The organism is Streptomyces sp. NPDC026246, assembly GCF_055567995.1.
Window position 1 is genome coordinate 668,165 of record NZ_JBVHPJ010000001.1, and the last position, 15,628, is coordinate 683,792.

A 15,628-nucleotide genomic window follows, 5' to 3' on the forward strand; every position below is an offset into this window, starting at 1 on the left:
GTCGGCCCGCGGGCCGGTAGGCCGCACGCGCGGGTCCCGGTCGCCCGACGGTCGCGGTCTGACCCGCGCAGGGGACGGGTCAGGCCGCGCCGAACGGCGGGAGTTCAGTCCGTGGCCCGGATCGGCCCTGGCTCGGCTGCGTGGGCTCGGGTTGCGTCGGTGCTCGCCGTGCTGTCGGCCCGCGGGCCGGTAGGCCGCACGCGCGGGTCCCGGTCGCCCGACGGTCGCGGTCTGACCCGCGCAGGGGACGGGTCAGGCCGCGCCGAACGCCGGGAGTTCAGTCCGTGGCCCGGATCGGCCCTGGCCCGGCTGTGCGGGCTCGGGTTGCGTCGGTGCTCGCCGTCCCGTCGGCCCTCGCCGTCCCGTCGGTCTTCGCGGGCCGGTCGGCCGCGCCCGCAGCCCGGTCCGCCCGCCGACCGCGGTCTGACCCGCGCAGGGGACCGGTCAGGCCGCGCCGAAGGCCGAGAACGCCCAGCCCGTGGCCTGGTGCAGGGCGTCGCCGGGCAGGGCCGCGCGGGCGTCGCGGAGTGCCTCCGCCAGGGACAGCCCGGAGTCCAGGCCCTTGTGCAGCGCGAGCATCAGCGGCACGACCGCGGCGTCGTTCACGGGGGCGCTGCACGCCACCACCCCGGCCGTGCCGAGCGGCAGCAACGCCGTGACCAGGCCCAGCAGTTCGTCCGCCCCGACCGACGCGAGGCGCGCGGTGTCGCAGCAGGACAGGATGATCCGGTACGGGCTGCGGTCCAGCCGCTCGAAGTCGTGCACGACGATCGGGCCGTCGGCCATCCGCAAGGAGGAGAACAGCGGGCTGTCCGCGCGGAACGTGCCGTGCGCGGCGATGTGCGCCAGCCCCGCCCCGTCCAGCTCGCGAAGCACCCGCGGCACCCGCGCCGCGCCGCCCTCCAGCACCGTCGCCCCGCCGTACCGCCCGGCCAGCTCCGTCACCTCCGCGCCCGCGCCGGCCAGACCCGGACCGCGGACCAGGACGGCCCGGCCGTCCGCCGGCGGCGCGGTGTCCCGGGCCCGCAGCCAACTGGCCGCCGACGGCGAGACGCTGAGCACCCGCTCCCGCAGCGACGGCAGCAGCGCCCACGGCACCCGGTGCAGCCGCCCCGGCGGCACGATCACCACCGGCCCCCGGCCCAGCTGTGCCGCCGCCGGGCCCAGCAGCAGCTCCTCCAGCCGCCGCCCCGCCGCCTCCACCACCGGCAGCCGGGCGTCCGCCCCCGGGTGGGCCAGCCGCCGCAGCCCCGCCTGCACGTGCTCGGCCTCCGTCTCCGCCGCGGCAGGCGACCCCGCCTCGAACCTCCGCACCCGGCCCCGCCCACACAGCAGCACCTGCACGCGTCCGTCGAGCACGGCCAGCTCGACCAGCACCACCTCGTCGCCCAGCCGCTCCAGCAGCCGCCCCACGTCGAACCGGTTCCCCTCACCCGGTGCCGCACCCCGGATGTGCAGGGTGCGGGAGCGGATCTCCCGTTCCAGGCGCCGCTGTTCGCGCTCCAGCGCCACCACCGGCCGGCCCTCCATCCGGGCGGCCTCCGCGCGCGCCGCGATCTCCCGGAACGCCGTCATACCGCTCAGCAGCACGGGGTCGGCGGGCGGCCGGGTCGGCGGGGCCGACAGCACGGTGGCCCGCCAGCGCTCGCTCCACACGAGCAGCCGCCGCGGCCCGCCGGACACCAGACTGGCCCGCTGGGCCAGCGCGGCGAGCTCGGCGCCCTGTGCGGTGGCCCGGGCCCGCAACTCCGAGGCGCCCAGCGTCGTCCGGTGGTCGTCGAGGACGTCCAGACCGCGTCGGCACGCCTCCAGCACCCCCCGCGCCGACCCGGCGGCCCGCGCCCGCAGCGCCTGCGCGGCCCAGCCCGTCAGTCGCGCCAGCGGTGGGCCGCTGCGCCGGCTGCGCGCGGCCAGCGCCAGATGCCGCTCGGCGTCGGCCGTCCGCCCCAGGTCCAGCGCGATCCGGCCCGCGAGCAGTGAGGCCTCCGGCGCCGCGGGTGCGCCGAGGGCCGCCAGCCGCTGGGCCAGCGCCGCCGCGTCGGCGACGAGCCGGCCCGAACCGCGCCCGGCCGCGTGCCGCGCCTCGGTCAGCACCAGCCGGGCGTGCGTCTCCCACCAGGTGCGCCGCTGCCCCGCGAACAGCCGGACCGCGACGGCGGCGCGGGCGATCGCCGTCTGCGGGTCCCCGGCCAGGCGGGCGGCCCGCGCGGCGACCAGGAGCAGCTCCGCCTTGCGGGTGGACTGCCCGCCGATGCCGTCGAGCCGGCCGATGGCCGCGTCCGCCTCGGCCAGCGCCTCGGGTGCCAGCCCGGCCGCCATCAGCACCTCGCACCGCCGGATGACCAGCATGAACGTCGGGGTGCCGAGCCGGGCGTAGCGCTCCTCGGCCTCGTCCAGCAGCCGCAGTGCCGCCGGCACGTCCCCGGAACGGAACGCGGCCAGCCCGCGGCTCTCCACGGCGTCCGCCTTGTCGTGCTCCTGGCCGGTGGTCTCCCACAGCGCCTCGGCCGCGGTGAAGTCCGCCTCGGCCCGCTCCACCGCGCCGAGCGCCAGGTGCACCGTCGCCCGCAGGGTCAGCGCCCGCGCCGTCCAGATCACGTCCCGCGCCTGCCGCAGCACGGGCACGGCCCGGCGCACGTCCTCCAGCGCCTCACGGTGGTGCCCGAGCACCCACCACACGTACGCCCGCCGGAACAGCACCCGCGCCCGGGTGTGCCCGGTGCCCCGCGCCACCCCGCGCTCGAACGCGGCCAGCCCGTCCCGGGTGCGCCCGGCGTGCACCAGGGCCACGCCCAGGGTGGCCAGCACGTCCGCCTCCCGGTCGGCCGAGCCGGCGCGCGCGGCGCACGCCCGGGCCCGCCGCAGGTGGCCGATGGCGAGCCGCAGATCGCCGAAGTCCCGCTGCCAGATGCCGATCACCTGATGGGCGACGGACGCCTCCAGCGGGCCCGGACCGGTGTCCAGCAGCGCCCGCGCCCTCGCCAGGGCCCCGCCCGGGTCGGCGAACACCAGGGGCAGCAGCTCCGCAACCGACTCGCTTCCCGCCGTCACTCCTCGGATGGTAGTGGCCGCAGGCCCGCGCCCCACAGGGCGGCGGTGTATCAAGAAGGCGCACGGCGGCTCCAGTCGAAGAGAATCGACGACCGCTCCGCGGCACCGACCGGCGCCGTCGCCCCCGAGAGGACCCGCATGGCACCTCAGCGCTTCCACGAGCAGTTCGACCAGATCCAGCGCTCGATGCCGGACGTCCCGCTGGCGATGGGCCCGGACGACTCGGCGGAGTTCATGTACGAGAAGGGCGTCGTCCTCGTGCGCGACGGCGAGGAGGCCCGGGTCGTCGAGGACGCCGTGCGGGCCCATTTCACGGCGGCACCCGATCTCGACCAGGAGCAGGTGCGCCGGGCGGGCCCGCCCGGCAACCGCAGCGGCATCACCCGGATCCGCGTCGGTGACCCGGGCGAGGGCGGCCGGGACGCCGACCGCACGGTCGCCCACGCCCTGCGCTCGGTGCGGGAACACGAGTCCCGGGCGGGACGCCGGATGGCCGCCCGCAACCACGTGGTGCACATCGCGGTCAACGCCTGCCCCGGCGACGAGCCGGTCCCCGCCCCGCTCAGCGAGCCGCCCAACCCGGCCGCCGCGGACACCCCCTACGACCCGGCCACCGCCGTCGGCGTCCTCGTCGTCGACACCGGCCTCATGCACGACCACCGCTCCTGCGGCCTGCTCGCGCACACCGTCGGCGACGCGCAGGTGCGCGAGCGCGACGACCGGGGGATCCTCCAGCAGTACGTCGGGCACGGCACGTTCATCGCCGGGCTCGTCGCCGCCGTCGCGCCCAACACCGACATCACCGTCCGCGGCAGCCTCAACGACGCCGGCGCCGTGCTGGAGTCGGAGTTCGGCGACAAGCTCTTCGAGGCCGTCGACGCGAGCGGCTGGCCCGACATCCTCAGTCTGTCCGCGGGCACCTCCAACGGCCGCACCGACGGCCTGCTCGGCGTCGAGAACTTCATGCGGGAACTGCGCGAACAGCGCACCCTGCTGGTCGCCGCCGCCGGTAACAACGGCAGCGGCAACCCCTTCTGGCCCGCCGCCTACGCCGGCCTGCCCGGCTGGGAGGACTCCGTGCTGTCGGTCGGCGCCCTGCGCAGCGACGGCGAGTGCGGCGCCTGCTTCACCAACCACGGCCCCTGGGTGAAGGTCTACGCCCCCGGCGAGCGCCTCACCGCCCCCCTCACCGGCTTCGACTCGCCCGTTCCGTACGTGTACCAGCACTCCACGTACGACGCGTGCCGCTACGGCTCCGGATACGGCTGCACCTGTCAGAGCCCCAGCCACAGCGGGGTCCTGAGCGACGAGGGCGGCGCGGCCAAGCCGGACCAGGTGATGTTCGAGGGGTACGCGCAGTGGAGCGGCACCTCCTTCGCCACCCCCGTCACCGCCGGACTCGTCGCCGCCCGCATGACCGCGCACAAGGAGCGCGACCCGCGTGCCGCCCGACGGGACCTGCTGGCCTCCGAGGCGGGTTCGGCGCGGGTGCGCGGGGCGGCCGTGCCGGCCCTGCGTCCGCCGACCTGGCGCCCGGTCCCGGTCGCGCACCCGGCCCCGGCTCCGTGAGGACCGGAACAGCCCCCTCCACGGCGTACGATGACGTGCCGTACTCGAGGGGTGGGGCTGCCGTGGACCGTACTGATGCCGGCGCGCTCGTCCAGGCCGCGGCCGACGGTGACGCGGCTGCCTGGAAGGCGCTCGTGGAAGGGCTCGGCCCCCTGGTCTGGTCCGTCGCACGGGCCCACCGGCTCTCCGACGCCGATGCCCACGAGGTCTTCCAGACCACCTGGTTCCGCTTCGCCCAGCACCTCGGGCGGATCCGTGAACCCGGCAAGGCGGGCGCCTGGCTGGCCAGCACCGCGCGCCACGAGTGCCTCAAGGTGATCAAGAGCGCGCAGCGGCTGACCCTGACCGACGATCCGGGCCTGCTGGACCGGCCCAGCGAGGACGGTACGCCGGAGCAGTCGCTGCTCGACGCCGAGGAGGCCGCCGCGCAGAGCGAGCGCGTGCGCAGCCTGTGGCAGGAGTTCGAGCAACTGGGCGAGCGGTGCAGGCAGTTGCTGCGCGTGCTGATGGCCACGCCGCCGCCGAGCTACCAGGACGTGTCCGCCGCGCTCGGGATCGCGGTCGGCAGCATCGGACCACTGCGCCAGCGCTGCCTGCGGCGCCTGCGGGCCCGGCTCGAGGCACGGGGGGCGGTATGAGCGGCATGCGGGACGACGACCTCTTCGGCGAAGAGGACTTCGACGACCGGGAGTTCGACGACGCGCTGCTGGAGGAGGAGCTGCGGCAGGCCGCCGCCGTCCTCGACCCCGTGCCGTCGGAGCTGCAGCAGATCGCCCTGGACGCCTACGCGTTGCACGACCTCGGCGCGCGGGTGGCCGAGCTGACCTTCGACTCGCTGGTCGACGCCCTCCCCGTGCGGGGCGTCACCGACGCGCCCCGGATGCTGACCTTCCAGGCGGGCGAGGTGACCGTCGACGTCGAGGTCGGCGCGCACGGCCTGATGGGGCAGGTGTTGCCGCCGCAGCCGGCGCGGGTCGAGGTCCTGGGCGGCCCGCGGCCGGGCACCCCGCTGACCGCCGACGACCTCGGACGCTTCTCGGGCGACCTGCCGCCGTCCGGCCCCTTCGCCCTGCGGTTGCGGACGGGCGGGGACGTGGTGGTGACCGAGTGGCTGCGGGCCTGACGGGCGCGCCTCCCGGCCTGCGTCGGGCGTGCCTCAGCCGGTGGCGGCCGGGCCGGACACGGCGTCGGTGAGGCGGGCCAGCGCGCCCGCGAGCCGTTCCAGTCCGGGTCCGGCGGGGCCGCCCGGCTCGCTCATGTAGGTGTCGCGGCGGATCTCCACCATCAGCGCGCTCACCTCGGGCCGGGTCCCGTGGAACTCGAGGGGCACGTAGGTGCCGCTGAACGGGGTGTCGAGCCCGGTCTCCCCGAACGCCCGCCGCGCGGCGTCCAGGAGCGCCGCCGGGGTGTGGAAGGGGTCGGTGCCCAGGCAGACGGGCGGGCGGGGCCCGTCCCCGTGCAGCTCGTAGGGCAGCCGCCGGCTCGGGTACGAGTGCACGTCGATGATCACGGCCCGGCCGCAGGCCGCCAGCCGGTCCGCCACGGCCCGGGTCATGGCCCGCGCGTACGGCAGGAAGTACCGCTCGACCAGCGGCCCGGTCTCGGCGTCCGTGGGCCGCAGCACCTCCCCGTGCGTGGTGCGCGTGTACACCGCGCCCATGCCGACGGCCAGCATCTCCTCCCGCTCGTCGGGGAACCGCTCCGGGTCGACGACCAGGCGCGACAGGCGGTTGACGAACCGCCACGGAGTGACACCGGCCAGTCCGGCCGCCGTCTCGGCGATCCGGTCCGTGTGCGCGTCCGTGATGTGGTCCAGCTCGCGCGCCAGCTCCTCGTCGCCGAGCGCGATACCGGCCCGGACGGCGGCCGGGACGGCGCGGGCGGCGTGCGGCACATGGAGGATCACGGGGGAGGCGGCGGCCCCCGGCAGCAGTGCGAAGGGCGGCGGGGCGTCGGTCACGGTGCGGCTCCCAGGGCGTTGTCCGTCGTGCGGCGTCGCCCGTCGTGCCGGGCACGGTCGAGCAAGGGCTCCGCCCCGGCCGGGCGGTGCGCGGCCGGGGCGGAGGGGGTGGACCGGTCGGTCCGGGGCGTCAGCTCAGGGACGCCAGAACCTCGTTCCACGTGGTGGACGGGCGCATGGCCTCGGCGGCCTTCGCCGGGTCGGGCTGGTAGTAGCCGCCGATCTCGACGGGCTTGCCCTGGGCGGATACCAGCTCGTCGATGATCTTCTGCTCGTTCTCGGCGAGCGTCTCGGCCAGCGGCGCGAACGCCTTCGCCAGGTCGGCGTCCTCGGTCTGCCGCGCCAGCTCCTGCGCCCAGTACAGGGACAGGTAGAAGTGGCTGCCGCGGTTGTCGATGCCGCCGACGCGACGGGTCGGGGACTTGTCCTCGTTGAGGAAGGTCGCCGTGGCGCGGTCCAGGGTGTCGGCCAGCACCTGGGCGCGGGCGTTGCCCGTCACCTTGGCGTACTGCTCGAAGGAGGGCACGAGGGCGAAGAACTCGCCGAGGGAGTCCCAGCGCAGGTAGTTCTCCTTGACCAGCTGCTGCACGTGCTTCGGGGCGGAGCCGCCCGCGCCCGTTTCGAACAGGCCGCCGCCCGCCATCAGCGGGACGACCGACAGCATCTTGGCGCTGGTGCCCAGCTCCAGGATCGGGAAGAGGTCGGTCAGGTAGTCGCGCAGCACGTTGCCGGTGACGGAGATGGTGTTCTCACCGCGGCGGATGCGCTCCACCGACAGCTTCGTCGCGTCGACCGGGGACAGGATGCGGATGTCCAGGCCCTCGGTGTCGTGCTCCGCCAGGTAGGTGTTGACCTTGGCGATCAGGTTGGCGTCGTGGGCGCGGGTCTCGTCCAGCCAGAACACCGCCGGGTCACCGGTGGCGCGGGCGCGGGTGACGGCCAGCTTCACCCAGTCCTTGATCGGCGCGTCCTTGGTCTGGCAGGCGCGGAAGATGTCGCCGGCAGAGACGGCCTGCTCGATGAGCGCGGTGCCGTCGGCGTCGACCAGGCGGACCGTGCCGGTGACCGGGATCTCGAAGGTCTTGTCGTGGCTGCCGTACTCCTCGGCCTTCTGCGCCATGAGGCCGACGTTCGGGACCGTGCCCATGGTGGACGGGTCGAAGGCGCCGTTGGCGCGGCAGTCGTCGATCACGGCCTGGTAGACGCCCGCGTAGGAGGAGTCGGGGATGACCGCGAGGGCGTCGTGCTCCTGGCCGTCCGGGCCCCACATGTGGCCGGAGGTGCGGATCATGGCGGGCATGGACGCGTCGATGATGACGTCCGAGGGCACGTGCAGGTTGGTGATGCCCTTGTCGGAGTCGACCATCGCCAGCTCCGGGCCCTCGGCGAGCTCGGCGTCGAAGGAGGCCTTGATCTCGGCGCCCTCCGGCAGGGCCTCCAGGCCCTTGTAGATGCCGCCCAGGCCGTCGTTGGGGCTCAGGCCGGCCGCGGCCAGCTTCTCGCCGTACTGCGCGAAGGTCTTCGGGAAGAAGGCGCGCACCACGTGGCCGAAGACGATGGGGTCGGAGACCTTCATCATCGTGGCCTTCAGGTGCACCGAGTACAGGATGCCCTCGGCCTTGGCGCGGGCGACCTGCGCGGTCAGGAACTCGCGCAGGGCGGCGACGCGCATCACGGAGGCGTCGACGACCTCGCCGGCCAGGACGGGGACGGACTCGCGCAGCACCGTGGTGGAGCCGTCGTCGCCGACGAGCTCGATGCGCAGCGTGCCGTCCTCGGCGATCACCACGGACTTCTCGGTGGAGCGGAAGTCGTTCTCGCCCATGGTCGCCACGTTGGTCTTGGACTCGGAGGTCCAGGCGCCCATGCGGTGCGGGTGGGACTTGGCGTAGTTCTTGACCGAGGCGGGGGCGCGGCGGTCCGAGTTGCCCTCACGCAGGACCGGGTTCACGGCGGAACCCTTGACCTTGTCGTAGCGGGCGCGGATCTCGCGCTCCTCGTCGCTCTTGGGGTCGTCCGGGTAGTCCGGCAGCGCGTAGCCCTGGCCCTGCAGCTCGGCGATCGCGGCCTTGAGCTGCGGGATGGACGCCGAGATGTTCGGCAGCTTGATGATGTTGGCGGCGGGCGTCTTGGCCAGCTCGCCCAGCTCCGCCAGGGCGTCCGGGATGCGCTGGTCCTCGGCCAGGTACTCCGGGAACACGGCGATGATGCGCCCGGCCAGCGAGATGTCGCGGGTCTCCACCGGGACACCCGCCTGCGAGGCGTACGCCCGGACCACCGGCAGGAAGGAATACGTCGCCAGGGCGGGGGCCTCGTCAGTGTGCGTATAGATGATGGTCGAGTCAGTCACCGGGTGCTCCGCTCCACGTCTGCAACATTGCTCGACATCAAGATATCTCGTGATCGACCCGGTCTCGACAGGGGTCCACGCCCACTTTCGCGCCATCCGCTCCGCCACCCGAGAAGACCCAGGTCGGCGCGGGGCCGGGCGCACCGTCCCGCGGAGGGGGATCCGGGCCGGTGCGCTGCCCCCGGCCCCTCGCCCATCCCCCCCGGGTCCGGCGCGGTGACGGTGGGTTACCGGACGGCCGCGGACCACGTCCGCGGCCGTCGGGGACCCGGCCGCCGCGAGGCCGTGACCGGGCTCAGTCGAAGCCGGCGATCGGCAGGGCGCCCGGCTCCATCTCGCCGGTGCGCTGCTGGGGGATGACCACCGCGCCCTGCTGGAGCGCCACGGTCCGGGCCGGGGCGGGGATGCGGATGCCCTCCGCGCGGTAGCGCCGGTGCAGCCGCTTGATGAACTCGTGCTTGATCCGGTACTGGTCGCTGAACTCGCCCACGCCCAGGATCACCGTGAAGCCGATGCGGGAGTCGCCGAAGGTGTGGAACCGGATGATCGGCTCGTGGTCCGGCACGGCCCCCTCGACCTCCGCCATGGTCTCGGCGACGACCTCGTTCGTCACCCGCTCCACGTGCTCCAGGTCACTGTCGTAGGCGACCCCGACCTGGACCAGGATGGTCAGCTGCTCCTCGGGGCGCATGAAGTTCGTCATGTTCGCCTTGGCGAGCTGGCCGTTGGGGATCACGACGAGGTTGTTGGACAGGTTCCGGACGGTGGTCTGCCGCCAGTTGATGTCCTCGACGTAGCCTTCCTCGCCGCTGCTGAGCCGGATGTAGTCGCCGGGCTGGACCGTCCTGGAGGCGAGGATGTGGATGCCCGCGAACAGGTTGGCCAGGGTGTCCTGCAGGGCCAGCGCCACCGCGAGCCCGCCGACGCCGAGGGCGGTGAGCAGGGGCGCTATGGAGATGCCCAGGGTCTGGAGCACCACCAGGAAGCCGATCGCCAGGACCAGGATCCGGGTGATGTTCACGAAGATCGTGGCGGAACCCGCGACCCCGGAACGGGACTGGGTGACCGAGCGCACCAGCCCGGTCACCACCCGGGCCGCCGACACCGTCGCGACGAAGATCAGCAGCACGGTGAGCACCTGGTTGACGGTGTGCTGCACCGCCCGCGTCAGCGGAAGCACCGCCGCCGCGCCCGCCACGCCGCCGACCACCGCGGCCCACGGCACCACGGCCCGCAGCGCGTGCACGATGACGTCGTCGCCGCTCCAGCGGGTCCGGTCCGCGTGCCCGCCCAGCCAGCGCAGCAGCACCCGCAGCGCGAACGCCGCCAGCAGGCCCGAGGCGAGGGCGATGCCTCCGAACAGCAGATCGTCCAGGGTGAGGGTCCGGTTCACCGGTCACCTCCGGGGACGCGAAGCGCCGCGAACGCCGTCCGCGGCGGTCGGATGTGAAGTGTCGTCACGTCGTCACCTGCTCGTTCTGCGTGATGTCCGATGGTGTCCGACCACCCGGGCCGGCGGTCGGCACGGTCGTTCATCCTGCCGCATCCCGCACGGGGGTCCGTACCGCGGGCGGGGGTGAGCGGAGGGTGAGTCGAGGCACATGACGCTCCGTCACGTACGCCGGATGCGCCGGGTCAGATCACCTTCGTCCGCACCAGCGCCGCCAGCGTCAGCGCCCCGGGCGCCAGCGGCAGCCACACGGTGACGACCCGGAACGCCAGCACCACGGCCGTGGCCACCGCGGCCGGGCCGCCCGCCGCCACCAGGGCGACGACCAGCGCCGCCTCCACCGACCCGATCCCGCCCGGGGTCGGCACCAGCGCCACCGCGACCGTCGCCGCCAGATAGGCCACCGCCATGTGGCCCGCCGGCACGTCCAGCCCCAACGCCCGCCCCACCAGCACCAGTACGGACGCCTGCAGCGCCGGGAACGCCAGCGCGCCGCCCCACAGCGCCAGCACCCGCGCCGGGCGGGTGTGCACCCTGCGCGCCTCACCGAGCGCCGTGCGCAGGAAGGACACCAGTGCCGCACGCAGCCGCCGCACCAGGACGAGGACCAGCACGGCGATCACCAGCACCGCGCCCGCCCCAACCAGCAGCGGCCCGAACGCCGTCTCCGGCACCAGCGCGCCCGGCCGCAACGCGCCGGGGAACGCCAGGAGCAGGGCGCCCAGCAGGGCCACCCGGCCGACGCTCTCCGCCAGCAGGTACAGCGCGAGGGCGGCCGAGGAACGGGCCAGCGGCAGCCCGCACACCGTCATGAAACGCAGGTTGACGGCGCTCGCGCCCAGCCCGGTCGGCAGCATGTGGTTGGCGGCGCCGGCCGCGAACTGCGTGGCCAGCAGACGCCGTCGGGGCAGTCGCTCGACGACCGCGCCCTGCCGGGTGCAGGAGGCGGCGACCCAGGTCAGACAGGTCGTCCCGGCCGCGGCCAGCAGCCACGGCCACTCGGCGGTGCGCAGGTGCGCGAAACCCTCGGCGAGCACCGAGCGGTGGCGCACCGCGACCACGGTGACCAGCAGGAGCGGCAGCAGGCACAGGAGTTGCCGCACGCGGCGGGCCGGGACGCGACGGGGGAGCCGGGCCGGCCGGACGTCGGGGAGGTGAACCGCTGTCACATCGCACGAGGCTTCCCACCCCCCGCCAACGGCGGGTTGCGGGAGCGGAGCCTGCGGATGGCGCGCGGGAAGCGGCTGCGTGGGAAGCGTCATCGGGACCTTTGCGCGGTGGGTCGGGGAAGAGGGGGATCGGGCTGATTGTGCGGGATGTCGGGGCTGTTGCGCGAGCTCCTTGACCTCAACGCCCCTTGAGGTTCTACGTTCCCATCCATGAGCATGGAGACCACGGCGTGGACGCAGCTGTACAGCGTCATGAACGCCCAGCAGGAGCGCCGCCCCTTCGCCCTGGCGACGCTGCGCCGCGTCGGCGCCTTCGCCCGTCCGCACCGTCGCCGGATCGTCCTGTTCGTCCTGCTGGGCGTCGGCACCGCGCTGCTCGCGGTGGCCACGCCCGTGCTGGCCGGCAGTGTCGTCGACACCATCGTGTCGGACGGCGACGAGGCGGCCGTCGTGCGTCTGGCCCTGCTCATCGCGGTGATCGCCGTCGCCGAGGCGGTGCTGGGCGTCCTCGGGCGCAGGCTCTCGGCGACGCTCGGCGAGCACCTCATCCTGGATCTGCGCACGGCCGTCTTCGACCACGTGCAGCGCATGCCGGTGGCGTTCTTCACGCGCACTCGTACGGGCGCCCTGGTCTCCCGACTCAACAACGACGTCATCGGCGCCCAGCGCGCGTTCAGCAACACCCTGTCCGGAGTGGTCAGCAACCTCGTCACCCTCCTGCTCACCCTGGCGGTGATGCTGACCCTCTCCTGGCAGATCACCCTGCTCGCGCTGGTGCTGCTGCCGGTGTTCGTGCTCCCGGCACGCCGCATGGGCAGCCGTATGGCCCGGATGCAGCGCGAGGCGGCCACCCTGAACGCGGCGATGGGAACCCGTATGACCGAGCGGTTCTCGGCCCCCGGCGCCACCCTGGTCAAGCTCTTCGGGCGGCCCGAGGAGGAGTCCCGGGAGTTCGCCGAGCGTGCCCGCCTGGTGGCGGACGTCGGGGTGCGCACGGCCACGGCCCAGGCGGCGTTCATCACCGCCCTGACCCTCGTCTCCGCCCTCGCCCTGGCCCTGGTCTACGGCCTCGGCGGCTACCTGGCCCTGCGCGGCACCCTGGAGCCCGGTGCGGTCGTGTCGCTGGCGCTGCTGCTGACGCGGCTGTACGCACCGCTGACCGCGCTCGCCGGGGCCCGGGTCGAGGTGATGAGCGCCCTGGTCAGTTTCGAGCGGGTCTTCGAGGTGCTCGATCTGAAGCCGCTCATCGAGGACCGGCCCGGCGCCCGTCCGGTGCCCGAGGGGCCCGTGGCGGTCGAGTTCGACGACGTGCGCTTCGGCTACCCGGCCGCTGGCAAGGTCTCCCTGGCCTCCCTCGAGGAGGTCGCCTCGCTGGACGACCGGGGCGGCGAACAGGTGCTGCACGGCGTCTCGTTCCGCGCGGAACCCGGCCACACCGTGGCGCTCGTGGGGTCATCGGGCGCCGGCAAGTCCACCATCGCCCAGCTGCTACCGCGCCTGTACGACGCCGACGGGGGAGCCGTACGCGTCGGCGGCGTCGACGTCCGCGACCTGTCGGCGCGGTCCCTGCGCGAGACCGTCGGCATGGTCACCCAGGACGGGCACCTCTTCCACGACACCGTCCGCGCCAACCTCCTGATGGCCCGGCCGGGGGCCGGCGAGGACGAGCTGTGGGACGCCCTGCGCCGGGCCCGCCTGGAGGAACTCGTGCGGTCCCTGCCCGACGGACTGGACACCGTCGTGGGCGAGCGCGGGTACCGTCTGTCCGGCGGGGAGCGGCAGCGCATGACCATCGCCCGATTGCTGCTGGCCCGCCAGCGCGTCGTCATCCTGGACGAGGCCACCGCCCACCTCGACAACACCTCCGAGGCCGCCGTGCAGGAGGCCCTCGCCGAGGCCCTCACCGACCGTACGGCGGTCGTGATCGCCCACCGCCTGTCCACGGTCCGCTCCGCCGACCGGATCCTGGTGGTCGAGGCCGGGCGGATCGTGGAGCAGGGCACCCACGAGGAACTGCTCGCCGCGCACGGGCGGTACGCCGAGCTGTACCGCACCCAGTTCGAGGACGCGCGCCCCACCTCGGAGCAGAACCCGGAACAGCCCGCCGTCGCGTAGGGCCGTGGACACCCCGCCGCGCCCCCGCGTGCCGGGCCGCGCCCGAGCGCCTCCCGACACCTCACTTCCGATTTCCGCTGGTGGGCGTCATGATGGGACGACTCGGCATCGGGGCCGCCTGCACCGGACGCACGGCCGTCGGCCACCTCACCGGCACGGAGGCGAGAAGGAGCGGCGCCATGAGCGCGGACGGCGACAAGCCGGGGACCATCGACGTCCTCGTGGTCGACGACGACTTCATGGTGGCCCGCGTCCACCGCCGGTACGTCGAACGCGTCGAGCCGTTCCGCGTCGTCGGCGAGGCCCACAGCGGCGGCCAGGCCATCGAGGCCGTCGGGGCGCTGCGTCCCGACCTCGTCCTGCTCGATCTGTACCTGCCCGACCTGTTCGGTCTCGACGTCATCCCCCGGCTGCGCACCGCCGGGCACGACTGCGACGTCATGGTCATCAGCGCGGCGCAGGAGGCCGAGACGGTGCGCGGCGCGGTGCGCCGGGGAGTGGTGGACTACCTGCTGAAGCCCTTCGGGTTCGCGGACCTGCGGTCCCGCCTGGAGCGCTACGCCGCCCAGCGGGGCCGGCTGCTGAGCACGGTCGTCCGGGGCCAGGCGGACGTGGACCGCGTCCTGGCCGGCGCGTTCGCGCCGGCTCCGGCCCCCACGCTGCCCAAGGGCATGAGCGTGGAGACCGCCGGTCTGGTGGAGCGCGCCCTGCGCGACGCGGACGGCACCCTGTCCGCCACCGAGTGCGCCGCCCTCACCGGTCTCTCCCGCGTGAGCGCCCGCCGCTACCTGGAGTACTTCCACAGCACCGCGAGCGCGGACGTGACGTTGCGCTACGGAGCCGCCGGGCGGCCCGAACGCCGGTACGCCTGGCGGGCCTGAGCAGCGGGGACCGTCCGGCCGGGCGGATCAGGGGCGGTCGGTGAGGTAGCCGCCCATGGAGGTGAAGTACTCGGTCGCGGGCAGTTCCCGGCCGTCCGCGGTGCGCACCCGGGTGAGGGCCAGGCCGTGGTTGCGCCCGGTGCGGGCGTCGGCCCCGGCGACGATCACCACGCCCTCGCCCTCGCGGTAGAAGATGCGGCCGGGGGTGCCGCCGTAGCGGCCCTCGGACACGAACGAGGCCAGGACGTCCAGGCGCCGGCCCTTGTGGAAGGTGTAGGCGCTCGGGTACGGCTCGGACTGGGCGCGCACCAGACGCTCCAGGTCCTCCGCGGGCCAGGACCAGTCGATGCGGCTGTCCTCGTCGGAGCGCTTGTGGAAGAAGGACGCCTGCGTGCGGTCCTGCGGGGTGAACTCCGTGCGCCCGGAGGCGATCAGGGCGAGGGCGCCGATGGTGACCGGGGCGATGAGCTCGACCGTCTTGTGGAACAGGTCGGTCGCCGTGTCCGCCGGCCCGACGGGCACCGCTTCCTGCCGGACGATGTCACCGGCGTCCAGTTCGTCGTTCATCATGTGCGCCGTGACGCCCACCTCGGACTCGCCGTTGATCAGGGCCCAGATCAGGGGCGAGAAGCCGGCGTACTTCGGCAGCAGCGAGTCGTGCACGTTCAGTGTGCCGTGGCGCGGCAGGGCGAAGATGCGCGGCGGGATCCACGTACGCCAGTTGTTGGCCACGATGATGTCCGGATCGGCCGCCTGCAGGCGTGCGAACAGCTCCTCGTCGTCGGGGCGGTTGCGGATGAGCACCGGGACGCCGTGCTCCTCGGCGAGGTCGGCGACGGAGTCGCTCCAGATCTTCTCGTAGGCGTGCTCGCTCTTGGGGTGGGTGACGACCAGCACGACGTCGTGCTCGGACTCCAGGAGGGCTCGGAGGGTGCGGTGGCCCCAGGTCTGGTAACCGAACATGACGACCCGCATGGGGTTCCTCCTCAGGGGCAGGGCGATGGCCGAGGCAAGTAAAGCAAGGCTTGCCTTAGTTCACAACGGGGCGTCCAGTGCCGGGAGTTGGCGAGCCGTCAGGTGGCG

Annotated in this window: 11 protein-coding genes; 5 read left to right on the forward strand and 6 right to left on the reverse strand. The window is 74.2% G+C overall.

The window, feature by feature from the left end; genetic code table 11:
* Positions 1 to 444: 444 nt before the first annotated feature.
* Positions 445 to 3,051, reverse strand: coding sequence for a CHAT domain-containing protein (locus tag ACZ4M5_RS02935; RefSeq protein WP_467732395.1), 2,607 nt, complete (start codon positions 3,049 to 3,051; stop codon positions 445 to 447).
* Positions 3,052 to 3,189: 138 nt separating this feature from the next.
* Here ACZ4M5_RS02935 and ACZ4M5_RS02940 point away from each other — a divergent pair, with 138 nt between their 5' ends.
* From ACZ4M5_RS02940 to ACZ4M5_RS02950, 3 genes are all read left to right on the forward strand, one after another.
* The gene (locus tag ACZ4M5_RS02940; protein WP_467732397.1) at positions 3,190 to 4,620 is read left to right on the forward strand and encodes a S8/S53 family peptidase; all 1,431 of its coding nucleotides are present in this window, start codon (positions 3,190 to 3,192) and stop codon (positions 4,618 to 4,620) included.
* A gap of 62 nt (positions 4,621 to 4,682) precedes the next feature.
* Positions 4,683 to 5,258 (forward strand): RNA polymerase sigma factor, encoded by a 576-nt coding sequence (locus ACZ4M5_RS02945; RefSeq protein WP_467732399.1) that lies wholly within the window; start codon positions 4,683 to 4,685, stop codon positions 5,256 to 5,258.
* A gap of 5 nt (positions 5,259 to 5,263) precedes the next feature.
* Positions 5,264 to 5,743 carry a hypothetical protein gene (locus ACZ4M5_RS02950; protein WP_467732843.1) on the forward strand — a complete coding sequence of 160 codons (480 nt, stop codon included), beginning with the start codon at positions 5,264 to 5,266 and terminating at the stop codon, positions 5,741 to 5,743.
* A 33-nt stretch (positions 5,744 to 5,776) separates the two neighbouring features.
* On the opposite strand, the gene ACZ4M5_RS02955 is transcribed toward ACZ4M5_RS02950, so the two are convergent.
* From ACZ4M5_RS02955 to ACZ4M5_RS02970, 4 genes are all read right to left on the reverse strand, one after another.
* Positions 5,777 to 6,580: an N-formylglutamate amidohydrolase gene (locus ACZ4M5_RS02955; protein ID WP_467732401.1), complete on the reverse strand. Its 804-nt coding sequence runs from the start codon at positions 6,578 to 6,580 to the stop codon at positions 5,777 to 5,779.
* Positions 6,581 to 6,710: 130 nt separating this feature from the next.
* The gene (locus tag ACZ4M5_RS02960) at positions 6,711 to 8,930 is read right to left on the reverse strand and encodes an NADP-dependent isocitrate dehydrogenase (RefSeq protein WP_467732403.1); all 2,220 of its coding nucleotides are present in this window, start codon (positions 8,928 to 8,930) and stop codon (positions 6,711 to 6,713) included.
* 295 nt (positions 8,931 to 9,225) lie between these two features.
* Positions 9,226 to 10,323 (reverse strand): mechanosensitive ion channel family protein, encoded by a 1,098-nt coding sequence (locus ACZ4M5_RS02965; protein WP_467732405.1) that lies wholly within the window; start codon positions 10,321 to 10,323, stop codon positions 9,226 to 9,228.
* Between the two features lie 242 nt (positions 10,324 to 10,565).
* The gene (locus ACZ4M5_RS02970; protein ID WP_467732407.1) at positions 10,566 to 11,549 is read right to left on the reverse strand and encodes a lysylphosphatidylglycerol synthase transmembrane domain-containing protein; all 984 of its coding nucleotides are present in this window, start codon (positions 11,547 to 11,549) and stop codon (positions 10,566 to 10,568) included.
* 216 nt (positions 11,550 to 11,765) lie between these two features.
* Here ACZ4M5_RS02970 and ACZ4M5_RS02975 point away from each other — a divergent pair, with 216 nt between their 5' ends.
* Positions 11,766 to 13,664 (forward strand): ABC transporter ATP-binding protein, encoded by a 1,899-nt coding sequence (locus tag ACZ4M5_RS02975; protein ID WP_467732845.1) that lies wholly within the window; start codon positions 11,766 to 11,768, stop codon positions 13,662 to 13,664.
* A 179-nt stretch (positions 13,665 to 13,843) separates the two neighbouring features.
* Positions 13,844 to 14,545, forward strand: a complete 702-nt coding sequence (locus ACZ4M5_RS02980) for a response regulator (RefSeq protein WP_467732847.1) — start codon at positions 13,844 to 13,846, stop codon at positions 14,543 to 14,545.
* 27 nt (positions 14,546 to 14,572) lie between these two features.
* Here ACZ4M5_RS02980 and ACZ4M5_RS02985 read toward each other — a convergent pair whose 3' ends face one another.
* Positions 14,573 to 15,520 (reverse strand): methionyl-tRNA formyltransferase, encoded by a 948-nt coding sequence (locus ACZ4M5_RS02985; protein ID WP_467732409.1) that lies wholly within the window; start codon positions 15,518 to 15,520, stop codon positions 14,573 to 14,575.
* Positions 15,521 to 15,628 lie beyond the last annotated feature (108 nt).

Coding starts and splice junctions, on each gene's coding strand:
- ACZ4M5_RS02940 (WP_467732397.1), top strand. CDS start 3,190: ATGGCACCTCAGCGCTTCCACGAGCAGTTCGACCAGATCCAGCGCTCG.
- ACZ4M5_RS02950 (WP_467732843.1), top strand. CDS start 5,264: ATGCGGGACGACGACCTCTTCGGCGAAGAGGACTTCGACGACCGGGAG.
- ACZ4M5_RS02975 (WP_467732845.1), top strand. CDS start 11,766: ATGGAGACCACGGCGTGGACGCAGCTGTACAGCGTCATGAACGCCCAG.
- ACZ4M5_RS02980 (WP_467732847.1), top strand. CDS start 13,844: ATGAGCGCGGACGGCGACAAGCCGGGGACCATCGACGTCCTCGTGGTC.
- ACZ4M5_RS02985 (WP_467732409.1), bottom strand. CDS start 15,520: ATGCGGGTCGTCATGTTCGGTTACCAGACCTGGGGCCACCGCACCCTC.